Source organism: Clavibacter nebraskensis NCPPB 2581, from assembly GCF_000355695.1.
GTDB lineage: Bacteria > Actinomycetota > Actinomycetes > Actinomycetales > Microbacteriaceae > Clavibacter > Clavibacter nebraskensis.
In genome coordinates, this window is sequence record NC_020891.1 from 1,507,988 (window position 1) to 1,530,080 (window position 22,093).

18 protein-coding genes and 1 pseudogene are annotated in these 22,093 nt (G+C 74.1%); 13 read left to right on the top strand and 6 right to left on the bottom strand.

Annotated features, from left to right (window positions below; translation table 11 throughout):
* Window positions 1-3: 3 nt before the first annotated feature.
* Window positions 4-1,431 (top strand): XRE family transcriptional regulator, encoded by a 1,428-nt coding sequence (locus CMN_RS07130; RefSeq protein WP_015490161.1) that lies wholly within the window; start codon window positions 4-6, stop codon window positions 1,429-1,431.
* A gap of 18 nt (window positions 1,432-1,449) precedes the next feature.
* On the opposite strand, the gene CMN_RS07135 is transcribed toward CMN_RS07130, so the two are convergent.
* Genes CMN_RS07135 through CMN_RS07150 form a run of 4 tightly spaced genes read right to left on the bottom strand, consistent with a single transcriptional unit; the run spans window position 1,450 to window position 6,687 of the window.
* Window positions 1,450-3,120 carry a dipeptide ABC transporter ATP-binding protein gene (locus CMN_RS07135; protein ID WP_015490162.1) on the bottom strand — a complete coding sequence of 557 codons (1,671 nt, stop codon included), beginning with the start codon at window positions 3,118-3,120 and terminating at the stop codon, window positions 1,450-1,452.
* Window positions 3,117-3,977, bottom strand: coding sequence for an ABC transporter permease (locus CMN_RS07140; RefSeq protein ID WP_015490163.1), 861 nt, complete (start codon window positions 3,975-3,977; stop codon window positions 3,117-3,119). The genes CMN_RS07135 and CMN_RS07140 overlap by 4 nt, the downstream gene beginning before the upstream one ends.
* The gene (locus CMN_RS07145; RefSeq protein ID WP_015490164.1) at window positions 3,974-5,044 is read right to left on the bottom strand and encodes an ABC transporter permease; all 1,071 of its coding nucleotides are present in this window, start codon (window positions 5,042-5,044) and stop codon (window positions 3,974-3,976) included. Before CMN_RS07145 ends, CMN_RS07140 begins: the two co-directional genes overlap by 4 nt.
* The gene (locus CMN_RS07150; RefSeq protein WP_015490165.1) at window positions 5,041-6,687 is read right to left on the bottom strand and encodes an ABC transporter substrate-binding protein; all 1,647 of its coding nucleotides are present in this window, start codon (window positions 6,685-6,687) and stop codon (window positions 5,041-5,043) included. The genes CMN_RS07145 and CMN_RS07150 overlap by 4 nt, the downstream gene beginning before the upstream one ends.
* A gap of 104 nt (window positions 6,688-6,791) precedes the next feature.
* Here CMN_RS07150 and CMN_RS07155 point away from each other — a divergent pair, with 104 nt between their 5' ends.
* The 8 genes and pseudogenes from CMN_RS07155 (at window position 6,792) to ndk (ending at window position 15,212) form a co-directional block, all read left to right on the top strand.
* Window positions 6,792-7,397: a TetR/AcrR family transcriptional regulator gene (locus tag CMN_RS07155; RefSeq protein ID WP_015490166.1), complete on the top strand. Its 606-nt coding sequence runs from the start codon at window positions 6,792-6,794 to the stop codon at window positions 7,395-7,397.
* Window positions 7,398-7,510: 113 nt separating this feature from the next.
* Complete coding sequence (locus CMN_RS14640) at window positions 7,511-7,783, top strand: hypothetical protein (protein ID WP_131666480.1); 273 nt, start codon at window positions 7,511-7,513, stop codon at window positions 7,781-7,783.
* Window positions 7,784-7,795: 12 nt separating this feature from the next.
* Window positions 7,796-8,293, top strand: a pseudogene (locus CMN_RS14645) (expansin EXLX1 family cellulose-binding protein); the annotation flags it as partial.
* A gap of 137 nt (window positions 8,294-8,430) precedes the next feature.
* Window positions 8,431-9,171: a class I SAM-dependent methyltransferase gene (locus CMN_RS07165; protein ID WP_015490167.1), complete on the top strand. Its 741-nt coding sequence runs from the start codon at window positions 8,431-8,433 to the stop codon at window positions 9,169-9,171.
* A gap of 244 nt (window positions 9,172-9,415) precedes the next feature.
* Complete coding sequence (gene ileS / locus CMN_RS07170) at window positions 9,416-12,718, top strand: isoleucine--tRNA ligase (RefSeq protein ID WP_015490168.1); 3,303 nt, start codon at window positions 9,416-9,418, stop codon at window positions 12,716-12,718.
* On the top strand, window positions 12,715-14,289 hold the full coding sequence (locus CMN_RS07175) for a bifunctional folylpolyglutamate synthase/dihydrofolate synthase (protein WP_015490169.1): 1,575 nt from the start codon (window positions 12,715-12,717) through the stop codon (window positions 14,287-14,289). Before ileS ends, CMN_RS07175 begins: the two co-directional genes overlap by 4 nt.
* Window positions 14,286-14,783 carry a DUF4233 domain-containing protein gene (locus tag CMN_RS07180; RefSeq protein ID WP_015490170.1) on the top strand — a complete coding sequence of 166 codons (498 nt, stop codon included), beginning with the start codon at window positions 14,286-14,288 and terminating at the stop codon, window positions 14,781-14,783. The genes CMN_RS07175 and CMN_RS07180 overlap by 4 nt, the downstream gene beginning before the upstream one ends.
* Window positions 14,784-14,792: 9 nt before the next feature.
* Entirely contained in the window at window positions 14,793-15,212 is a 420-nt protein-coding gene (ndk, locus tag CMN_RS07185) for a nucleoside-diphosphate kinase (protein WP_015490171.1), read from the top strand.
* Window positions 15,213-15,273: 61 nt separating this feature from the next.
* Here ndk and CMN_RS07190 read toward each other — a convergent pair whose 3' ends face one another.
* Window positions 15,274-15,882: a vitamin K epoxide reductase family protein gene (locus CMN_RS07190; RefSeq protein ID WP_015490172.1), complete on the bottom strand. Its 609-nt coding sequence runs from the start codon at window positions 15,880-15,882 to the stop codon at window positions 15,274-15,276.
* 305 nt (window positions 15,883-16,187) lie between these two features.
* Between CMN_RS07190 and CMN_RS07195 the strand changes: the two genes are divergently transcribed.
* Window positions 16,188-19,184, top strand: coding sequence for an Rne/Rng family ribonuclease (locus CMN_RS07195; protein ID WP_015490173.1), 2,997 nt, complete (start codon window positions 16,188-16,190; stop codon window positions 19,182-19,184).
* Window positions 19,185-19,276: 92 nt separating this feature from the next.
* On the opposite strand, the gene CMN_RS07200 is transcribed toward CMN_RS07195, so the two are convergent.
* On the bottom strand, window positions 19,277-19,555 hold the full coding sequence (locus tag CMN_RS07200) for a DUF4031 domain-containing protein (RefSeq protein WP_041465258.1): 279 nt from the start codon (window positions 19,553-19,555) through the stop codon (window positions 19,277-19,279).
* Between the two features lie 288 nt (window positions 19,556-19,843).
* On the opposite strand from CMN_RS07200, the gene rplU reads away from it, so the two are divergent.
* The 3 genes from rplU (at window position 19,844) to obgE (ending at window position 22,093) form a co-directional block, all read left to right on the top strand.
* Window positions 19,844-20,152 carry a 50S ribosomal protein L21 gene (gene rplU / locus CMN_RS07205; protein WP_012038175.1) on the top strand — a complete coding sequence of 103 codons (309 nt, stop codon included), beginning with the start codon at window positions 19,844-19,846 and terminating at the stop codon, window positions 20,150-20,152.
* Window positions 20,153-20,177: 25 nt separating this feature from the next.
* Window positions 20,178-20,432 (top strand): 50S ribosomal protein L27, encoded by a 255-nt coding sequence (rpmA, locus tag CMN_RS07210; RefSeq protein WP_012299161.1) that lies wholly within the window; start codon window positions 20,178-20,180, stop codon window positions 20,430-20,432.
* A 122-nt stretch (window positions 20,433-20,554) separates the two neighbouring features.
* On the top strand, window positions 20,555-22,093 hold the full coding sequence (gene obgE / locus CMN_RS07215) for a GTPase ObgE (RefSeq protein WP_015490175.1): 1,539 nt from the start codon (window positions 20,555-20,557) through the stop codon (window positions 22,091-22,093).

Consider the following 22,093-nt stretch of genomic DNA (forward strand, 5'->3'; position numbering starts at 1 on the left):
TGCATGGACCAGCTCGTCATCGGTCGGCGCATCCGGCACGCGCGGAAGGCCGCCGGGCTCACGCTGCAGGCGCTGGGGGAGCGGGCGGGGATCCTGCCGAGCCAGCTGAGCATGATTGAAAACGGCCGGCGCGAGACGCGGCTGTCGACGCTGGGGAGGATCGCGGGCGCGCTCGGCGTCGACGTCACGCACCTGCTCGCCGCCGACGCGCCGGACGCCCGCTCGGCCCTGGAGATCGAGCTCGACCGGGCGCAGCGCTCGTCGCTGTACGGCTCGCTCGGGCTGCCGGCCGTGCCGGCGAGCAGGGCGCTCCCGCAGGAGACGCTCGAGGCGCTCGTCGGGCTGCACCGCGAGCTCGCGCGACGCGAGCGCGAGTCGATCGCCACGCCCGAGGAGGCGCGGCGGGCGAACACCGAGCAGCGGCTCATGATGCGCGAGCGCGACAACCACATCCCCGCCATCGAGGAGCTGGCCGAGCGGATGCTCGCCGACGTCGGCCACCGCAGCGGCGCCCTGTCGCACCGCAGCGTCAGCCGCATGGCCGAGGGCCTCGGGTTCGAGCTGATCTACGTGGACGACCTGCCGCGGTCCACGCGCTCGGTCACCGACCTCGGCGAGGGGCGGATCTACCTGCCGCCCGCCTCCATCCCCGGCGGCCACGGCCTCCGCTCGATGGCGCTGCAGGCGATGGCGCACCGGGTGCTCGGCCACGAGGAACCGGCGAGCTACGCCGACTTCCTGCGGCAGCGGCTGGAGATCAACTACTTCGCGGCCGCGTGCCTCATGCCGCTGACGCAGTCGGTGGAGTTCCTCGCGGAGGCCAAGGAGCGGCGCGACCTCGCGGTGGAGGACTTCCGCGACGCGTTCGGCGTGACGCACGAGGCCGCGGCTCTGCGACTCACGAACATCAGCACGACGCACCTCGACCTCCGGGTGCACTTCCTGCGCGTGGGCGGCGACGGCGCGGTCTACAAGGCGTACGAGAACGACGGCCTGCCGCTGCCCGTGGACGTGACGGGCGCGGTCGAGGGCCAGCCGGTGTGCCGCGAGTGGGCGGCGCGCGGCGCCTTCGACCGCACGAACCGCACGACCGAGTTCCACCAGTACACGGACACGCCCGCAGGGACGTTCTGGTGCTCGACGCAGACGGGATCCACCGCCGAGGGCGAGTACTCCATCTCCTTCGGCGTGCCCTTCGCGCACGCCAAGTGGTTCCGCGGACGTGAGACGACCGCGCGGAGCCTGTCGCGGTGCCCGGACGAGTCGTGCTGCCGGCGCGCGGATCCCGAGGACGCCGGCCGGTGGCGCGACCGCGCGTGGCCGAGCGCCCGGCTGCACGCGCACATCCTCGCGCCGCTGCCGCGCGGGTCCTTTCCCGGGGTGGACGACCGCGAGCTGTACGCCTTCCTCGACCGGCACGCCGGGGCGTGACGCGGGGCGACGGGCCGGCTAGCGCGGCGCGGCGTCCGGGTCCAGGCGGGGGACGGCGTCGAGGAGCGACCGGGTGACGGGGTGCGTCGGGCGCGTCAGCACGTCGTCGGCGGATCCGCGCTCCACCACGCGGCCGTCGCTCACCACCAGCACCTCGTCGCTCATGTGGGCGACGACGCCGAGGTCGTGCGAGATGAGGAGGAGGCCGAGGCCCAGCCGGCGCTGCAGCTCGTCGAGGAGGTCGAGCACCTGGGCCTGCACGGCGATGTCGAGCGCGGAGACGGGCTCGTCGCAGATCAGGACGTCGGGTCGGGCCGCGATGGCGCGCGCGATGGCGACGCGCTGCCGCTGGCCGCCCGACAGCCGGGCGGGACGGCGGCGGAGGAGCGCGGGATCGAGGCCCACCTGCGCGAGGAGCGTCGCGGGGGAGTCGAACGCGTCGGCGCCGCGGAGGCCGGCGACCGCGAGGGCGTCCTGGAGGATCCGGTCGATGGTCCATCGCGGGTCGAAGGACGCGAGCGGGTCCTGGTAGACGGCGCCGACGCGTGCGCGTCGGCTGCGGCGGTCGCGCTCCGGGATGCCGCTCCACGGCGCCTCGTCGAGCGTGACGCCGCCCGCGTCCGGCTCCTCGAGGGCGAGCAGGAGGCGGGCGACCGTGGTCTTGCCGGAACCGGATCCGCCGACGAGGCCGAGCGTGCGGCCGCGGCGCACCTCGAGGGAGACGTCGTCGACCGCCGTGCGGGCGGAGCCGGCCGGGCCCCGGTAGGAGCGCGTCAGCGAGGTGGCGCGCAGGACGACGCGGTCGTCCGGGTGCGGTGCGGCGGTCGTCGCAGGCGACGCGGCGGCCGCGTCGATCCGGCCCTCCGACAGCGCCACGCCGCGCGGGACGCCCGTCGGCACGGCGGCGACGAGCGCGCGCGTCCGTCGGTGCGCCGGGGCGCGGAGGACGTCGGCGGTCGGGCCCTCCTCGACGACGCGGCCGTCGTGCATCACGGCGACGCGGTCGGCGAGGCGCGCGACGACCGCCAGGTCGTGGCTGACGAGCAGGGTCGCCCCGCCGCGCGTGCGCAGGTCGGCGAGCAGGTCGATGATGCGCGCCTGCACGGTGGCGTCGAGCGCGGTCGTGGGCTCGTCGGCCACGAGGAGCGGCGGATCCAGCGCGAGGGCCGCCGCGAGCAGCGCCCGCTGCCGCAGCCCGCCCGAGAGCTCGCCCGAGCGCTGGTGCACGCGCGTCGCGGGATCCGGCATGCCCACGCTCTCGAGCAGTTCGAGGACGCGCGCCCGACGGGCGCGTGTGTCCCGCATCCCGTGGATCCGGAGGGCGTCGCCGATCTCGCGCCCGATGGGGCGCAGCGGGTCGAGCGAGGAGAGCGCGTCCTGCAACACGAGCCCGACCCCGGATCCGCGCACGCGCCGCCACGCGCGGGGACCCGCGTCGCGCAGGTCCCGGCCGCCCACCTCCAGCACGTCGGCGCGCACGTCGGCGCCCGCGCCCGCGAGCCCGAGGAGGCTCCGGGCGGTCACGCTCTTGCCGGAGCCGGACGTGCCGACCAGCGCGAGGCACTCCCCGGGCGCGATCCGCAGGGAGACGCCGTGCACGACGGGGACGCCGTCGAAGGAGACCCGGAGGTCCTCGACGCGCAGGGCGGGCGGCGTCGCGAGCGCGGCCCGGCCGGATCCGGCGCTCACGACGCGCGCACCCGTCGCTCGAGCGCGCGGCCGAGCACGGTCGACGCGGTGGCGGTGAGGACGATCATGAGGCCCGGCACCACGGTCAGCCAGGGCGCCGAGCCGATGTACGTGCGGCCGGCCGCGAGCATGGCGCCCCACTCGGGATCCGGCGGCACGGTGCCGAGCCCGAGGTAGCTGAGCGAGGACGCCCACACGATCGCCTGCCCGACGCCGAGCGTGCCGAGCACGAAGAGCGGAGCGGCCGTGTTCGGCAGGATGTGCCGCGCGAGCACCACGAGCGGCGGACGCCCGAGCACGGTCGCCGCCTCCACGTACGCGGACCGCCGCACCAACATGACCCGGCCGCGGATGATGCGCGCGTAGCCGGGCGCCGCCGAGATCCCGACGGCGAGGGTGGCGCTGCCGATGCCGGGACCGAGGATCACGATGAGGAAGAGCGCGAGGAGGAGACCCGGGAACGCGAAGACCACCTCGATCACGCGGTTCACCGCGAAGTCGGCGATGCGGCCGAGCAGGGCGGCGGCGAGGCCGAGGACCGCGCCGAGGCCGAGGCCGATGGCCGTGGCGCTCACGCCGATGACGAGGCTGGGGCCGGCGCCGTGCACGACGCGCGTGAGCACGTCGCGGCCGGACTCGTCGGTGCCGAGGAGGTGGCCAACGCCGGGCGCGCGGAACGCCTCCGCGGGCGCGATGGCGAGCGGGTCGCCGGGCGCGACGAGGCCGGGGGCGAGGGCGGAGACGAGGAGCAGGACGACGACGACGGCCGCGCCCGCGGTCCCGGCGACGGCCAGGATCCGGACCGGGGGGCGCGACGGCGCGGCGGCGAGGAGCGTCTCGGCGCGGGGGTCGCTCATCGCGCGGGCGCCGGCGCATCGGCCGCTGCTGCGGGGTCGATCACGGGCGCGGTGCCCGCGGGCGCCGGAGCCGCCGTGGGAACGGGCCCCGTCCGCGCGTCGACGAGCCGCGGGTCCACGATCCGCGCCAGCAGGTCGGTCACGGCCGTCAGCACGATGTAGATCACGGCGACCACGAGCACCACGCCGACGATGACGGGGACGTCCCGGCTCGTCACGGCCGCGAGCGCGGTGCGACCGAGGCCGGGCCGGGCGAATATCTGCTCGACGACCACGGCTCCCGAGATGAGGAAGCCGAACGCCCAGCCGGAGAGCGCGATCCCGGGCGCCGCCGCGTGCCGCAGCGCGTGCCGCAGCCGCACGCCCGCCTCCGACTCGCCGCGGGCCCGGGCCGCCAGCGCGAACGGGGAGTCGAGCGCGTCGAGCAGCGCCTCGCGCATGATCTGCCCGAGGAACCCGGCGAGCGGGATCGCGAGCGTGAGCACGGGCAGCACGAGGCCCGCGGGGGATGACCCGCTCACGGCCGGCAGCCAGCCGAGCCCGGTGGAGAAGACGAGGATCAGCACGACGCCGATCCAGAAGTGCGGCAGCGACGCCGCCACGATCTCGACGCCCGCGCCCACCGCGCCGGCGACGCGTCCCGCGCCGGTGGAGACGAGCGCGAGGCCGAGCGCGAGGATCCACGCCACGGCGAGCGCGAGCACCGCCAGCAGCAGCGTGCCCGGCAGCTGCCGCGCGAGCACCGCCACGACGTCCTCGCGCAGCGCGTACGACCGGCCGAGGTCGCCCTGCGCGAGCCGGCCCAGCTGCGCGAGGTACTGCACGAGGAGCGGCTGGTCGAGCCCGTACTCGGCGCGCACCGCCGCGACCGCCTCGGGCGGCGCCTGCGAGCCGGGCCCGCCGAGGATCGCCTGCGCCGGGTCGCCGGGGATCAGCCGCACCGCGAGGAACGTGACGGTCGCGACCGCCCAGAGCACGAGGACCGCGCCGCCGATCCGGGCTCCGACGGCCCGCAGGAGCGCGGGTCGTCGGGAGCCGGTCGCGCGGACGGCGCGGCCGCGCGTCACCGGGCGAGCCAGGTGTCGTACAACGTCGGCGTGGAGACGGACGGCAGGGCGCGCAGGCCCTGGACGGCGGTGCCGTGCAGGAAGTGGTTCTGCTGGTCGTAGAGCGGCAGGATCCAGTACCCGGCCATCACGCGCCGCTGCACGTCGGCGTAGAGCGCGTTCCGCCGGTCGAGGTCGGTCGTGGCGCGCGCCTCGGCGAGCGCCTGGTCGATCTCCGGCACCGACACCTTGGCGTGGTTGGCGAAGTAGCCGCTCGGCGCGGGCGTGATGCCGGAGGTGTCGTAGAGGATCCGCAGCACGTCGGGACCGGCCTTCGTGTACGGCGCGCTCACGAGCTCGTACGCGTCGTCGCCGAGCGCCGCGTACCAGGAGGCGAGGTCCATGGGCTCGAGCTGCACGTCGAAGCCGACCTGCTTGGTGGTGGCCTGGATCTGCTCGAACAGCGACTGCTCGGCCGGGATCGACTGGTTGGTGCTCACGGGGAAGCGCAGCGTGAGGCGCTGGCCGTCCTTGGTGCGGATCCCGTCGGCGTCCTTCGCGGACCAGCCCGCCTCGTCGAGGAGCTGGGCCGCGCGGTCGGCGTCGATGCCGAAGAGGTCCGGGTCGGAGACGGCGGCCGGCTCCGTGCTCGCGAGTGGCGAGTACGAGCGCTCGGCGGTGCCCTGGAAGAGCGCGGTGATCCCCGCGTCGACGTCGGCCGAGCGGATGAACGCCTCGCGCACGCGCTCGTCGTCGAAGGGCGCCTGGCCCGAGTTCAGCTCGATGCGGTTCGCGGCGCCGGGCCGCGGCGCGTCGAGCTCGCCGAGCGCGCCGCCCGCCGTGGCGGAGGCGATCGCGTCCGGCTGCGCGTTGTCGATCACATCGACCTCGCCGCTCTGCAACGCCGCGTAGCGGGAGGCCGCGTCCGGCAGGAAGCGCCAGTCGATGCGCTCGAGGTACGCGGGGCCGCTGTGCGCGGCGTCGGCGGGCGGCGACGCGTAGGCGTCGTTGCGCACGAGCGAGATCGACTGCTGGCGGTCCCAGCGCTCCACGCGGAAGGGACCGGTGCCGATGGGCTGCGCGCAGTTCGCGTCGGTGCCGCGGGCGATCCCGGCGGGCGACTCCATGGCGAGCCACGGCTGCGAGAGCGACTCCAGCAGCGCGCTGTCGGGGGTCGAGAGGGTGAGCCGCACGGTGGACGCGTCGACCGCGGTCGCGTCCGTGATCGCCTGCAGCGCGAGGTAGCCGGTGGAGGAGAGCGTCGCGGGGTCCTGCACGTGGCGGATGTTCGCGACCACCGCGTCCGCGTCGAACGGCGTTCCGTCGGTGAACGTCACGCCCTGGCGCAGCTTCAGCTCGAGCCCCAGCCCGTCGTCGCTCCAGGTCCAGCTGTCGGCGAGCCACGGCGTGATCCCGCCCTTCCCGTCGAGCGACACGAGCGGCTCGAGGAACTGGGAGGAGACGAGCGCCTGCGGGTAGTTGCCGCCGACGTGGGGGTCGAGGCACTCGGGCTCGGCGTCGCCCGACGCGTAGACGAGCGTTCCGCCGGAGACGGGCGTGGCCGACGCCTCCGGGGTGGCCGAGGTGCAGCCGGTGAGGAGGAGGGTGGTCGCGGCGAGGGCGCCGAGGCCCGCGAGGGCGCGGGTGCGCGAGGTGGGGATCATGGGGGCTTCCGTTGTGCGCGCCGCTCGGGGCGCTGGTGCGGGTGTTTCTGTACCGCGTCCAACAATACGCGGGTGACGGCGCCCCGGTGCGCCAGGATGGGCGCATGACCTCCGCCCGTCCCGCCGGCCGCCCGCGCCGATCGTCGCGCGCGACGCTCGAGGAGGCGGCCGCGGAGCTCTTCCTCGAGAACACCTACGCCGCGACGACCGTCGAGCAGATCGCCCAGCGCGCCGGGGTCAGCCGGGCCACGTTCTTCAACTACTTCGGCTCCAAGGCCGACCTCCTGTGGGCGGGGCTCGACGACACCCTGCGCGCGTGCGGCGAGGCGCTCGCATCGGTGGATCCCGCCGTCCCCGTCGTCGACGGCGTGGTCGACGCGCTCATCGGCGCCGCCCGCTCCCGCGGCGAGGGCTGGCTGCCGCTCGCCCTCACGCAGCACGAGGTGATGGGCCTCGGCGCCGATGTCGCGGGGGAGGGCGTGGCGCGGGCGGCGCCGCTCGTGGATCCCGTCGCCCAGGCCCTCGCGCGCGGCACCGGTCGTCGCGCGTCGTCGGGGCAGGTGCGCGTGGCGGCGTCGATCGTCGCCGCGGCCACGGCGGCGGCCGTCGTGGCGTGGGCGTCGGACGGCGTGGGTCGGGGACCGCTGGAGGACGTGGTCCGCCGGGCGCTGGATCCGCTCCGTACGGCCCTCGCCGCCTCCCTCGCCTGAGCGCGGCGCGACGCTCGCGCCTGGGAGCGCATCCGACGGGCGGGGTGTCCGCCCGCCCTACCGTGGCCGTGCGGCGCGCCCGCGTCCGCATTCCTCCGACGCGAAGAGACGACATGTTGCGTGCAACCGCCCTGCCCGTCCGCCCGCGCCGCACCCGGCGCCCGTCCCGACCCGGTGGCCGCCGCCGGTTCCTCCCGGCCGTGCTCGCGCTCGCGCTCGTGCTCGGGCTCGGCGTCGCGGGCCCATCGGTGACCGAGCCCGCCGCCGCGGCCGACGCTCCCGCCGCGACCGCGAGCGCGAGCGTCCACGGCTACGCCACCCACTACTCCCTCGGCCCCGGGGGCGGCACGACGAACGGCAACTGCTCGCTCCCAGCCATACCGTAGGACCGCCTCTACGTCGCGGTCGGCCCCGATCTGTACGCGGACGGCGCGGGGTGCGGCTCCTACCTCGACGTCACGGGACCCCGCGGCACGGTGCGCGTCGAGATCGCCGACTCGTGCCACGAGTGCGTCCACGGCCACCTCGACCTCAGCGAGGAGGCGTTCCGCGCCATCGGCGACTACGACGCCGGCATCATCGACACCTCCTACGTCCCGGTCGCGTCGCCGACGGTCCCCCCGCTGTCGTTCCGGTTCAAGGACGGGTCGTCGGCCTACTGGGCGGCGCTGCAGGTCCTCGACGCGGGCGTGCGGCTCCGATCGGTCGAGCTGCGCGTCGGCGCGAACTGGGTGGCGCTGTCGCTCACGGAGTACGGCTACTGGCTGGCTCCGGGGTACGTCGGCCCCGGGCCCTTCACCATCCGCGTCACGGACACGACGGGACGCACGGCCACGGTGTCGGGCATCGCGATGCACCCGATGGAGGTGCAGCGGACCTCCGCGCGGCTCCGCTGACGGCAGGGCGCGGCGCGGCGGTGCGGGGCGCACGCCCGCCGCGTCACGCCACGACGCGTCGCCCGCGCGCCGCGTCACGCCACGACGCGTCGCCCGCGCGCCGCGTCGCCGGGACCGCCCGCGGGCAAGATGATCGCATGACCCCTGACGTCCCGGACCTGGCCTCGTCCTTCGGTGCCGTCTCGGAGCCCTACGACCGCGTCCGCCTCGTCTACCCCGAGGAGGCGGTGACCTGGATGCTCCCCGCCGGCGCCCGCCGCGTCGTGGACGTGGGCGCCGGCACGGGCAAGTTGACGGGCGCGCTGGCGGCGCGCGGCCTCCGCGTGACCGCCGTCGAACCCGACGACCGGATGCGCGCCGTGCTCGCGGCGCGGCTCCCCGGCGTCACAGCGCTCCGCGGATCGGGCGAGGCGATCCCGGTGGGCGACGACGAGGAGGACGCCGTGCTCGTCGCCCAGGCGTGGCACTGGATGGACGCGGGGGCCGCAGCGCGCGAGGCCGCGCGCGTCCTCCGCCCCGGCGGGCGCCTGGGCATCGTCTGGAACGTCATGGACGTGGAGGTCGACTGGGTCCGCGAGCTCGACGCTCTCCTCCACCCGGGCTCCCGTGCCGCGGGCCGCGCCATCGAGCCCGGCCCGTTCCCCGGCTTCGGCCCGGTCGAGCACGCGTCGTTCGCCCACGTGCACCCCATGAGTCCCGAGGAGGTGGTGGCCCTCGCGGGATCCATCAGCCGGATCATCGTGCTGCCCGACCACGAGCGCGCCCGCGTGCTCGACGACATCCGCACCCTCCTCGCCGGACACCCCGACACCGCGGGCAGCACGGCGCTCGACCTGCCGTACCGCGCCGACGCGTACCGGGCCCAGCTCGGCGGCTAGCCGCGCCGATCCCGGCGCGATGGCGCACTAGGATCGTCAGCACAGGCGCCGATCCGGCCATCACCGGGGAGCCTTCGGAAGAGAGCCCCGTCCGCGGGGAAGGTAGAACCGAACGGGTCGGGCCCGTCATCGCCTCAGGAGAGTGGTCGCGCGTCGCGCGGCAAGCGGGGTGGTACCGCGCTCGGGGATCCGCATCAGGGATCCGGGCGTCCTCGCGGAGATCCTCATCGCCGCAGGAGTTGCCATGACCTACCCCCGTCCCGTCCCCGACGCCCCGAGCGCACCCGACCAGGTCGCCGCGAGCCCGCGGTTCCCGGACGTCGAGAAGGGCATCCTCGCCTTCTGGAAGCGCGACGACACCTTCCGCGCCTCCGTCGAGCGGCGCGAGGGGTGCGACGAGTGGGTCTTCTACGACGGCCCGCCCTTCGCCAACGGCCTCCCGCACTACGGCCACCTCCTCACCGGCTACGCGAAGGACGCTTTCCCGCGCTTCCAGACCATGCGCGGCAAGCAGGTCCACCGCCGCTTCGGCTGGGACACGCACGGCCTCCCCGCGGAGCTCGAGGCGATGCGCCAGCTCGGGATCACCGAGAAGAGCGAGATCGAGGAGATGGGCGTCGAGGCGTTCAACGCCGTCGCCCGCCGCTCCGTGCTCGAGTACACGGGGGAGTGGGAGGACTACGTCACCCGCTCCGCCCGCTGGGTCGACTTCGAGGACGACTACAAGACGCTCGACCTCGACTTCATGGAGTCGGTCATCTGGGCGTTCAAGCAGCTGCACGACAAGGGCCTCGCCTACGAGGGCTTCCGCGTGCTGCCGTACTGCTGGCACGACCAGACGCCGCTGAGCAACCACGAGCTGCGGATGGACGACGACGTCTACCGCATGCGCCAGGACCAGTCCGTCACCGTCACGTTCCCGCTCGTCGGCGCGAAGGCCGAGTCGCTCGGCCTCACCGCCGTGCGCGCACTCGCCTGGACGACCACGCCGTGGACCCTGCCGACGAACATGGCGCTCGCGGTCGGGCCGGACATCACCTACGCCGTGGTGCCCGCCGGCCCCGCGGGCACGCCGGACGCGGAGGCGCCCGACGCGCTGCCCCGTGAGTCGTCGGTGCAGCTCGCCGCCGAGGTGCTCGGGTCCGAGTACCTCATCGCGCAGGACCTGGTGGGGAACTACGCCAAGGACCTCGGCTACGCGTCCGCCGACGAGGCCCGCGCCGCCGTCTCCCGCACGGTGCTGGGCCGCCAGCTCGAGGGCGTCGCCTACGACCGGCTCTGGGACTTCTACGCCGACACCGAGAGGTTCGGCACCGCGAACGCGTGGCAGGTGCTCGTCGCCGACTACGTCACGACCACCGACGGCACCGGCATCGTCCACCAGGCCCCGGCCTACGGCGAGGAGGACCAGCAGGTCTGCGCCGCCGCCGGGATCCCCGTGATCCTCTCGCTCGACGAGGGCGGCCGCTTCGTCGACACCGTGCCCGAGGTCGCGGGCGAGCTGTGGTCGGACGCCGGGAAGACCCTCACGCGGATGCTCAAGGCGCAGGGCCGCCTCATCCGCCAGGCCAGCTACGAGCACTCGTACCCGCACTGCTGGCGCTGCAAGAACCCGCTCATCTACAAAGCCGTCTCCAGCTGGTTCGTGCGCGTCACCGACTTCCGCGACGACATGGTGCGCCTCAACCAGGACATCACGTGGACGCCCGAGAACGTCAAGGACGGCCAATTCGGCAAGTGGATCGGCAACGCCCGCGACTGGTCGATCAGCCGCAACCGGTTCTGGGGCAGCCCCATCCCGGTGTGGAAGAGCGACGACCCGGCCTACCCGCGCATCGACGTCTACGGCAGCCTCGACGAGCTCGAGGCCGACTTCGGCGTGCGCCCGACCGACCTGCACCGCCCGTTCATCGACGAACTCACGCGCCCGAACCCCGACGACCCGACGGGGAAGAGCACCATGCGCCGCATCGAGGACGTGCTCGACGTCTGGTTCGACTCCGGATCCATGCCGTTCGCGCAGGTGCACTACCCGTTCGAGAACCGCGAGTGGTTCGACCAGCACAGCCCGGCCGACTTCATCGTCGAGTACATCGGGCAGACCCGCGGCTGGTTCTACACGCTGCATGCCCTGTCGACCGCGCTGTTCGAGCGCCCGGCGTTCTCGAGCGTCGTGAGCCACGGCATCGTCCTCGGCAACGACGGCCAGAAGATGTCGAAGTCGCTCCGCAACTACCCGGACGTCAACGAGGTCTTCGACCGCGACGGATCCGACGCCATGCGGTGGTTCCTCCTCGCGAGCCCCGTGCTCCGCGGCGGCAACCTCGTGGTCACCGAGGAGGGGATCCGCGAGGGCGTCCGCCAGGTGCTGCTCCCGCTCTGGAGCACCTGGTACTTCTTCTCGCTCTACGCCAACTCCGCGCAGCCGGGCGGCTACGAGGCGACGCGCGACACGACGAGCGACGACGTGCTGGACCGCTACATCCTGGCCCGCACGCGCCGCCTCGTGACCGAGGTCACCGAGCACATGACCGCGCTCGACTCGACGCTCGCCGCGGCATCCCTCCGCGACTTCGCCGACGTGCTCACCAACTGGTACGTGCGCCGCAGCCGCGACCGCTTCTGGGCGGGCACGGAGGCGGGGGACACGCGCGCGTTCGACACGCTGTACACGGTCCTCGAGACCGTGACGCGCGTCGCGGCGCCGCTCCTCCCGCTCGTGTCCGAGCGCATCTGGAAGGACCTCACCGGGGGGCGCAGCGTCCACCTGGAGGACTGGCCGGAGCCCGACGACCTGCCCGCGGACGACCGCCTCGTGGAGGTGATGGACCGGGTCCGCCAGGTCGCCTCGACCGCGCTCTCGCTCCGCAAGCAGTCGGGCCTCCGCGTCCGCCAGCCGCTCGCGCGCCTCACGGTCGTGAGCGACGACGCCGACGGGCTCGCCCGGTTCGAGGACATCCTGCGCGACGAGCTCAACGTCAAGGCCGTCTCCGTCGAGGAGCTGACCCCGACGAGCGCGGCCGACGCGGGCATCACCCGCCGCCTCACCGTCGCCGCGCGCGTCGCCGGCCCGCGCCTCGGCAAGGGCGTGCAGCAGGTGATCCAGGCCGCCCGCCAGGGTGACTGGACGGAGGTCGACGGCGAGGTCGTCGCGGGCGGCGTGCCGCTCGTGGCCGCCGAGTACGAGCTCGTGCTGGAGGTGGCGGGCGACCGCGCCGACCAGGCGCTCGCGCTGCTGCCCAGCGGCGGCTTCCTGCTGCTCGACACGGCCCTCACACCGGAGCTCGAGGCCGAGGGCCTGGCGCGCGACGTCGTGCGCAACGTGCAGGACGCGCGGAAGGGCGCGGGCCTCGACGTGAGCGACCGGATCTCCCTGGTGATCCGGCTGGATGCGGCGGGCGCCGAGGCGGCGGAGCGGTTCCGCGACCTCATCGCCCATGAGACCCTGGCGGTGGCGCTGCGGATCGACGCGGGCGCCGAGGCATCGGCGTCCGGCATCACCGTCGGCGGCGGATCGCCCCTGGACATCGAGGTGGAGCGAGCATGAGCGACCAGCGGGGCGGACGCCCCTTCGACGACGACGCGGACGACATCCGCCGCGACGACGACTTCGAGCCGGAGACGGACGAGGGCGTCGACGCCGCGGCCCGGGCGCTCGACCCCGACGTCGACGGCCTGAGCGACGACCAGCTCTTCGCCGACGACGCCGCCGAGCTCCGCCGCGAGGCCGAGCAGTCCATCGTGGCCGGCGGCGAGGTGGACGACGAGAACTACTTCGAGCGCGAGGGCGACGCCGTGTACCAGGCGCTCCTCGCCCGGGTGGGGGAGCAGGCGCCGCAGCCGCGCCTCTCCGCGACCCGCCGCGTGGTCGAGCTGCTCGGCGACCCGCAGCGCGCCTACCCGATCGTGCACATCACGGGCACCAACGGGAAGACCTCGACGAGCCGGATGACCGAGAGCATCCTGCGCGCCGCCGGGCTCCGCACGGGCCTCTTCACGAGCCCGCACCTCGTGCGCTTCAACGAGCGCATCGTCGTCGACGGCCTGCCGATCACCGACGAGGCGCTCAGCCGCAACTGGGCCGACGTCGAGCCCTTCATCGACCTGGTCGACCGGGAGCTCGTCGCCGCGGGCGAGAAGCCGGTCACGTTCTTCGAGGCGCTCACGGTGCTCGCGTTCGCGTCGTTCGCCGACGCGCCCGTCGACGTCGCCGTGATCGAGGTCGGCATGGGCGGCGAGTGGGACAGCACCAACGTCGGCGACGGCCAGGTCGCCGTCTTCACGCCCGTCTCGCTCGACCACACGCAGCGGCTGGGATCCACCGTCGCCGAGATCGCGCGCACCAAGTCCGGCATCGTGAAGCCCGCCGCGGACGTCGTCTCGAGCGCGCAGCTGCCCGAGGTCGTGGCCGAGCTCACGCGCGCGGCCGAGCTCACGGAGTCCACCTGGTCGATGGAGGGCGAGCGGTTCCGCCTCCTCGACACGACCCTCGCGGTCGGCGGCCAGGTGATCAGCGTGCAGGGTCTCGCGGGCACCTACCGCGACGTGTTCCTGCCGCTGTTCGGCGCGCACCAGGCGCAGAACGCCGCCGTCGCGATCGCCGCGGTCGAGTCGTTCCTCGGCGGCGGCGACCACGCCATCCACGACGACGTGCTCGCCGAGGGGCTCGCCACCGCGACGAGCCCCGGACGCCTGCAGGTCGTCGGTACCGAGCCGACCGTGCTGGTCGATGCCGCGCACAACCCCGCGGGCGCCGCGACGCTCGCGGCCGCGCTGCCCGTCTACTTCACCTTCGACCGTGTCACGGCCGTCATCGGCGTGCTCGGGGACAAGGACGCGGAGGGCATCGTGCGGGAGCTCGCGCCCGTGGTCGACCACTTCATCGTCACGCGCTCCACGTCCGAGCGCTCGGTGGATCCGGACGAGCTGGCGCGCATCGTCGTCGGCGTCGTCGGCCGCGACCGCGTCACGGTCGAGCCCGACCTCCGCACCGCCCTCGAGGACGCGCGCGACTCCGCGGGCGAGACGGAGAAGGGCGCCGCGCTCGTCACCGGCTCGGTCCTCCTCGTCGGCGAGGCCATCGCCCACGCCGCCGACGAGGGCTGGAAGACCGCGTGAGCTCCGACGGCCGACCGGCCCGCACCAGGCGGCCGCGGCCACCCCGCACGACGGTCGAGATCCTCGGATCCATCGTGATGGGCTTCCAGGTCATCGTGGTGTTCCTCGCGAGCCTGGTCGCCTTCGGCCTCGAGGCCCTGTCGGCGCTCCCCGCACTCGGCGGCGGCGCCCTGCTCGTCCTCGCCATGCTCGCCGTCGTCGGCGCCCTGCGCACCCCGCTCGGCATCCGCGCCGGCTGGGTCGTGCAGGTGCTCGTCGTCCTCACGGGCTTCGTGCTCCCCGCCATGTTCGCGGTCGGCGGCTTCTTCTTGCTCCTCTGGATCTACGCCATGGTGCAGGGCGCCCGGATCGACCGCGAGAAGGCCGCCGCCCGCGGCGCGTGGGAGCAGGCCATGCTCGACGAGCAGGCCGCGGCGGGCGGCGCCCCCGCCCCGGGCGACGCCCGCTCCACCGACCACCGACCGACCACCGAGCCGCCGGCTCCCGCCCAGTAGGAGGCACCCATGTCCGCTCCCGTCCAGGAGACCCTCGTCCTCGTCAAGCCCGACGGCGTCGCCCGCGGCCTCACCGGCGAGGTCCTCCGCCGCATCGAGGCCAAGGGCTACCAGATCGTCGACCTCCGCATGGTGCAGGCCGAGCGCGCCCTGCTCGAGCAGCACTACGAGGAGCACCAGGGCAAGCCGTTCTACGCGCCTCTCGTCGAGTTCATGGAGTCGGGCCCGATCGTCGCCGTGCGCGTCGCCGGGAACCGCGCCATCGAGGGCTTCCGCTCGCTCGCCGGCACGACCGATCCGACGCTCGCCGCCCCCGGCACGATCCGCGGCGACCTCGGCCGCGACTGGGGCCTCGCGGTCGCCCAGAACCTCGTGCACGGCAGCGACTCGCCCGAGTCCGCCGCGCGCGAGCTCGCCCTCTGGTTCTAGGGCACGCGAGACGAGAGGGGCCGACCGGATCGCCGGTCGGCCCCTCTCGTCGTCCCGGCCCTCAGCCGAGCAGCGTCGGGACGAGCGCCGGGAACGTCGACACGATGGCGACGACGATGATCGCGTAGTTGAGCACCACGACCGCCCACGTGTACGGCGCCACCGCGTCGGCGGCCCGGCGCACGCGCGCGGGCACCGGGATCAGCCCCGCGCGGGTGGTGGCGGACAGCGTGCCCCACCACAGCGGGATCATCGCGCTCCACACGAGCAGGCAGTACGGGCAGAGCGCGCCGATGACGAAGACGCTCTGGGTGAAGAGCCACGTCACGAAGACCCAGCCGGCGAACGTCCCCAGCGCGAACAGCGTCCAGAACCAGCGCGCGAACCGGGCGCCCGCGACGAGGGCCATGCCGATCACGATCGGCACCACGAACGCGGCGACCCCGATGAGCGGGTTGGGGAAGCCGAACAGCGATCCCTGCGGCGACTGGATGACGGTCGCGCAGGAGATGAACGGGTTGACGTCGCACGAGAGCGACGCGCCCGGGTGCTCCAGGAGGTGCAGCCGGTCCAGCACGAGGACGAAGGCGCCGATCCAGCCGACGACGCCCGTGACGACGAGCAGGACGGCCAGCGAGCGGGGATGCGCGGGGGCCCGGGTGGCGGTCATGCGGCGATCATGGCAGACGGGGGAGCGCCGACCCTGACGGCCGGGTGGGCGTCGGCGTGCGATACTGGCAGGCAGGTCGACCCGCCGCGCGGGACGACCGCCATGAAGAGTCTTTCCCGGGGCAGACCCGGACCGCCCGGCACGTCCGGCGGCGGACAGCCAGTTCCGCACCAGTGCGCACGACCGAAGCCTCGGGCCGGACGTCGCAGACCAGGATCGACGGAGAACCGCGTACGCGGGGATCCACTCGGAGAGCTACCGGGATACGGCGCGGCCGTACCGACCGGTTGAGGAGTGCACCAGAGATGGTGGAGAGAGACGAGAACACCGGCAGGAGGCGACCCAGCCTCTTCGAGCGGCTCACGGGCCGCCGCGCCGCGACGCCCGCGGCGGCGGGGACCGGCGGCACGCCCGCCCTCCCCGCGTCCGCGACCCCCGAGGCGAGCGGCAGTCCCGCCGCCTCCGAAGCGAAGGGCCACACCCTGAACGAGAACGACGACACCCGGTCCACGCCCGACGAGACGGAGAGGCCGGTCGTCCGACGCTCCCGCCGCGCGAGCACCCCCGCATCCGCGCCCGCGGTCGCCCAGCCGGACGACGCCAGCGTCGACGCGTCCGCCGCGGCCCCCGCACCCGCGGACGACGCCGAGGCGGAGGCCCCGGCCACCGCGCAGCCCGCCGCCCGGGCGCCCCGGAAGCGCGCCCCGCGCAAGGCGGCCGTCCCGGCCGAGCAGGAGGCGCCCGCCGCCGAGCAGCCCGCCGCCGAGGCGTCGGATGACGAGCGCGCGACAGCCGAGCCGGTCGACGCGCCCGCCGCGGAGGCCCCCGCGGCTCCGGCACGCGCCGTCCCTTCCCTCTCCGTCTTCTTCCAGGCCCCGGACATCGCGCCGCTGCCTCCCCGCCGCGAGCGCGACGACCGCCGCGACGATTCCCATGACGAGGACGACGACCTCGACCGCGACGAGCGCCCCTTGCGCTCGTCGCGCCGCGGCGGCCGTGGACAGGACCGCAGCACCGGCCGCGACGGCCGTGGCCGTGACAGCCGCGACGACGCCCACGACGACGACGAGGACGACTCGCCGTCGGTCCGCCGCCGCGCGCGCCGCCGCTCCGGCGAGGAGGGCCGCGACGGCGACGACGCGCCCGGCACGGTCGTCAAGGTCCGTACGCCGCGCGAGCCCGAGCTCATCACCGAGCCGCAGCGGATCAAGGGATCCACGCGCCTCGAGGCCAAGAAGCAGCGCCGCCGCGACGGCCGCGACGCCGGACGCCGCCGTCCGGTCCTCACCGAGTCCGAGTACCTGGCGCGCCGCGAGTCCGTCGACCGCAGCATGATCGTGCGCTCGCGCGACGGCAAGATCCAGATCGGCGTGCTCGAGGACCAGGTGCTCGTCGAGCACTACGTCGCCCGCGCCGACGAGGCGTCGCTCATCGGCAACGTCTACCTCGGCCGCGTCCAGAACGTGCTGCCCAGCATGGAGGCCGCCTTCATCGACATCGGCCGCGGTCGCAACGCCGTGCTCTACTCCGGCGAGGTCGACTGGGACGCCGCCAACGCCGACAAGGGCGGCGGCAGCCACGCGCGTCGCATCGAGGTCGCGCTGAAGCCCGGCGACCGCGTGCTCGTCCAGGTCACCAAGGACCCGGTCGGCCACAAGGGCGCCCGCCTCACGAGCCAGGTGAGCCTCCCCGGCCGCTACCTCGTGTACGTGCCCAACGGGTCCATGAACGGCATCAGCCGCAAGCTCCCCGACACCGAGCGCGCGCGCCTCAAGAAGACCCTCAAGGAGGTGCTGCCCGAGAACGTGGGCGTCATCGTCCGCACCGCCGCCGAGGGCGCGACGGAGGAGCAGCTGAAGCTCGACGTCGAGCGCCTCACGTCGCAGTGGGCCGAGATCAGCCGCCAGGTCGAGAAGGCGCAGGCGCCCGCGCTCCTGCACTCGGAGCCCGACCTGCTGCTGAAGATCATCCGCGACGTCTTCAACGAGGACTTCCGCGAGCTCGTGATCGACGGCGGCGACGCCCAGGAGATCATCGAGGGCTACCTCCGCGGCGTGGCGCCCGACCTCATCGACCGGGTGCAGACGTACTCGGGCGACGCGGACTCGTTCGACCACTACCGCGTCAGCGAGCAGATCGAGAAGGCGCTCGACCGCAAGGTGTGGCTGCCCTCCGGCGGATCGCTCGTCATCGACCGCACCGAGGCCATGACCGTGGTCGACGTCAACACGGGCAAGTTCGTCGGCTCCGGCGGCAACCTCGAGGAGACCGTCACCAAGAACAACCTCGAGGCCGCGGAGGAGATCGTCCGCCAGATGCGCCTGCGCGACATCGGCGGGATCATCGTCGTCGACTTCATCGACATGGTGCTCGAGTCCAACCGCGACCTCGTGCTCCGCCGCCTGGTGGAGTGCCTCAGCCGCGACCGCACCAAGCACCAGGTCGCCGAGGTCACCTCGCTCGGCCTCGTGCAGATGACCCGCAAGAAGCTCGGCCTGGGCCTCCTCGAGTCGTTCTCCGAGAACTGCGAGACCTGCGCCGGGCGGGGGATCATCATCCACCACGACCCGCTCATGGCCCACAAGCAGACGCCGCAGGAGCCCGTGCAGGGCCAGGGCCGCCGTCGCGGCGGCAAGGGCCAGCAGGAGCACGGCGCCGGCACTGGCGGCGGCGGCGGACGCGGGAACGGCGGCGGTCAGGCGCAGCAGCAGCAGCGCACGCCGGCGGCCAGCACCCACAGCATCACCGACGACGCCCGCAACGCGCTCGCCAAGATCGCCACGAGCACCATCCAGACGGTGAACGAGGCCATCGACCGGGTCGAGGACGTCGTGCGCACCCCGGACGAGGCCGCCGAGGCGGCACCGCGGGCCGAGGCCGCGCCCGTCGAGGAGCAGCCGCGCGGCGAACGCCCGCGTCGGAGCCGCGGGGGCCGGGGACGCGCGTCATCCGCGACCGCCGAGGCGACGGAGCGGCAGGAGCCGCAGGCACCCGCCGCCGAGGCGCCGTCCGCTCCCGCCGAGGACCCGACGCCCGCCGACGCAGCCGTGGAGGAGCCCGCCCTGTCGACGCTCGAGCCGCGCGAGGCCATCCGCCTCGAGCCGGTGCAGATCCTTGACATCCCGGTCGCGAGCACCCGCACGGCCCCGCGCCGCGTGAGCTCGGCCGACGCGGAGCAGCTCCTCGGCTCTGTGCTCGACGCCCTGCCGCAGCCCAAGGAGCCCGGCCAGGGCCGCTCGCGCAGCCGCCGGGTCTCGACGCAGACGCTCACGACGCCGGCCCCGGCCGACGACGCGAGCTGACGCGCCGGCCGCCCCCGAGGCGGCCGCACGCGAGAGGGCCCGTAGCGGACGCTCCGGGCCCTCTCGCCGTCCCCGCCGCACGCGCCGCGCCGCTAGGAGCCCGGAGCGCGCCGTTCCCGCTGCGTGACCCGCAGGCCGCTCGCCTGCAGCCGGCGCACGAGGTCGCGGTTGGAGACCGGCTCGGCGCCGCGCGCCACCAGCTCGGCGTACCGGTCCTCCGGCACGTCGTAGTGGTCGCGGTCGAAGGCACGCTCGGGGATGCCGGCGGCGCACGCGAAGTCGTGCAGCTCGGCGAGCGACGCGTCGCTCACGAGGTGCGCCCAGAGCCTGCCGTGGGCGGGCCAGGCCGGTCGGTCGAGGAGCACGGTCATCCTGCGAGCTTAGGCAGACCGGGCCGCGACCGGTCCGCCCGACCGCCTGCGGCACGCGCGACGCGCCCGGCGCGCATGCGGCGGGGCGGCGTCCGCTCGCGTATGATCGACCGAGGACGCCGGGGGCCTGGAGTTTGACCCCTGTCCGGCGTTCCGGTAACGTGAGTCGCTGGCATGCGCCGATCCGCAGAGATCGTGCGCGTGCGGCAGACTTCCTCCAATGATTCGGGCCACAGGGCGTCAAGTCCCCAGTGAGTCAAGCCCGCGAGAGAAAACAGGTACGGAAAAGTGGTTTACGCAGTTGTGCGCGCCGGCGGTCGGCAGGAGAAGGTCGAGGTCGGGACCATCGTGACGATGGACCGGGTGAAGAACCAGCAGAGCGGCAAGGTCGTGCTCCCCGCGGTCCTGCTCGTCGACGGCGACACCATCACCACGGACGCCGCGAAGCTCGCCGACGTCACCGTCAGCGCCGAGATCCTGAACGACCTCCGCGGTCCCAAGATCGTCATCCAGAAGTTCAAGAACAAGACCGGGTACAAGAAGCGCCAGGGGCACCGCCAGGACCTCACGCGCGTCCAGGTCACCGAGATCAACTAGCACCTAAGAACGCAGGGAGAAGCAGATGGCACACAAGAAGGGCGCGAGCTCTACCCGCAACGGCCGTGACTCGAACGCCCAGCGCCTCGGCGTGAAGCGCTTCGGCGGCCAGGTCGTCGGCGCCGGCGAGATCATCGTCCGCCAGCGCGGCACGCACTTCCACCCCGGCGTCAACGTCGGCCGTGGCGGCGACGACACGCTGTTCGCCCTCTCCGCCGGTTCGGTGGAGTTCGGCGTCAAGGGCGGCCGCAAGGTCGTCAACATCGTCGTCCCGGCCTAGCGCAGGCCGACAGCACGGACCCTGCAGCGGCACTGCCGCGCAGCACCTCAAGGGCGGGCCTCCTCGGCCCGCCCTTGCGTGCGTTCCACAGGGGACACCTCTAGAAGAAACGAGCGACAGCCATGGCGACATTCGTCGACACCGTGACCCTCCACCTGCGGGCGGGAAACGGCGGCAACGGCTGCGTCTCGGTCCGCCGCGAGAAGTTCAAGCCCCTCGCGGGACCCGACGGCGGCAACGGCGGCAACGGCGGGGACATCGTCCTCGTCGCCGACCCCCAGGTCACCACGCTGCTGGCGTACCACCGTGGTCCGCACCGCTCCTCGCGCAACGGCGGACCCGGCATGGGCGACCACCGCCACGGCACGCTCGGCGAGGCCCTCGAGCTGCCCGTCCCCGTGGGCACCGTCGTCAAGGACGTCGACGGCAACGAGCTCGCCGACATGGCCACGCCCGGCATGCGCTTCGTCGCCGCCGAGGCCGGCCAGGGCGGGCTCGGCAACGCGTCGCTCGCCACCACGAAGCGCAAGGCCCCCGGATTCGCGCTGCTCGGCACGCGCGGCTACGAGGGCGACGTCGTCCTCGAGCTGAAGGTCGTCGCCGACGTGGCGCTCGTGGGCTACCCTTCCGCGGGCAAGTCGAGCCTCGTGGCCGCCATCTCGGCCGCCAAGCCGAAGATCGCCGACTACCCCTTCACCACGCTGCACCCGAACCTCGGCGTCGTGGAGGTCGCGGACTCGCGCTACACCGTCGCCGACGTGCCCGGGCTCATCGAGGGCGCGAGCGAGGGCAAGGGCCTCGGCCTCGAGTTCCTCCGCCACGTCGAGCGCTGCTCGGCCCTGCTCCACGTGCTCGACTGCGCGACGCTGGATCCCGGACGCGACCCGATCTCGGACCTCGACATCATCCTCACGGAACTCGCCGCGTACCCCGTGCCCGACGGCCAGGTCCCGCTGCTCGAGCGCCCGCAGCTCATCGCGCTCAACAAGATCGACGTCCCCGAGGCCCGGGAGCTCGCGGAGCTCGTGCGCCCGGAGCTGGAGGCCCGCGGCTACCGCGTGTTCGACATCTCCACGGTCAGCCACGACGGCCTGCGCCAGCTCTCCTTCGCCCTCGCCGAGCTGGTCGAGGACGCCCGGACGAAGGCCGCCGAGGAGCCCGACGCGCCGCGCATCGTGCTGCGTCCCCGCGCGGTCAACGAGAAGCCGTTCGTCATCCGCGTGGACGGCGGCAGCTACGGCGACATCTACCGCGTCATCGGCACCAAGCCCGAGCGCTGGGTGCAGCAGACCGACTTCACGAACGACGAGGCCGTCGGCTACCTCGCCGACCGGCTCGCCAAGCTCGGTGTCGAGGACGGCCTGTTCAAGGCCGGCGCGGTGGCCGGATCCAGCGTCGTCATCGGCGAGGGCGACGGCATCGTCTTCGACTGGGAGCCCACGCTCACCTCCACCGCGGAGCTCATCACGAGCCCCCGCGGCGCGGATGCCCGCGTCGACCCGATCAGCCGCCGCACCAACCAGGCGCGCCGCGAGGACTACTTCGCCCGCATGGACGCCAAGGCCGAGGCCCGCGCCCAGCTCGTGCGCGAGGGCGAGGCAGGCCTCTGGGCGGACGAGGACGGGACGGACGAGGACGCGTCCTCGGACGCGAAGGCGTAG

Excerpts from the sequence above, each read along its gene's own strand:
- obgE (WP_015490175.1), top strand. The coding sequence starts at position 20,555 with ATGGCGACATTCGTCGACACCGTGACCCTCCACCTGCGGGCGGGAAAC.
- CMN_RS07175 (WP_015490169.1), top strand. The coding sequence starts at position 12,715 with ATGAGCGACCAGCGGGGCGGACGCCCCTTCGACGACGACGCGGACGAC.
- ndk (WP_015490171.1), top strand. The coding sequence starts at position 14,793 with ATGTCCGCTCCCGTCCAGGAGACCCTCGTCCTCGTCAAGCCCGACGGC.
- CMN_RS07150 (WP_015490165.1), bottom strand. The coding sequence starts at position 6,687 with ATGATCCCCACCTCGCGCACCCGCGCCCTCGCGGGCCTCGGCGCCCTC.
- CMN_RS07165 (WP_015490167.1), top strand. The coding sequence starts at position 8,431 with ATGACCCCTGACGTCCCGGACCTGGCCTCGTCCTTCGGTGCCGTCTCG.
- ileS (WP_015490168.1), top strand. The coding sequence starts at position 9,416 with ATGACCTACCCCCGTCCCGTCCCCGACGCCCCGAGCGCACCCGACCAG.
- CMN_RS07140 (WP_015490163.1), bottom strand. The coding sequence starts at position 3,977 with ATGAGCGACCCCCGCGCCGAGACGCTCCTCGCCGCCGCGCCGTCGCGC.
- rpmA (WP_012299161.1), top strand. The coding sequence starts at position 20,178 with ATGGCACACAAGAAGGGCGCGAGCTCTACCCGCAACGGCCGTGACTCG.
- CMN_RS14640 (WP_131666480.1), top strand. The coding sequence starts at position 7,511 with ATGTTGCGTGCAACCGCCCTGCCCGTCCGCCCGCGCCGCACCCGGCGC.
- CMN_RS07130 (WP_015490161.1), top strand. The coding sequence starts at position 4 with ATGGACCAGCTCGTCATCGGTCGGCGCATCCGGCACGCGCGGAAGGCC.
- CMN_RS07190 (WP_015490172.1), bottom strand. The coding sequence starts at position 15,882 with ATGACCGCCACCCGGGCCCCCGCGCATCCCCGCTCGCTGGCCGTCCTG.
- CMN_RS07155 (WP_015490166.1), top strand. The coding sequence starts at position 6,792 with ATGACCTCCGCCCGTCCCGCCGGCCGCCCGCGCCGATCGTCGCGCGCG.
- CMN_RS07200 (WP_041465258.1), bottom strand. The coding sequence starts at position 19,555 with ATGACCGTGCTCCTCGACCGACCGGCCTGGCCCGCCCACGGCAGGCTC.
- CMN_RS07195 (WP_015490173.1), top strand. The coding sequence starts at position 16,188 with ATGGTGGAGAGAGACGAGAACACCGGCAGGAGGCGACCCAGCCTCTTC.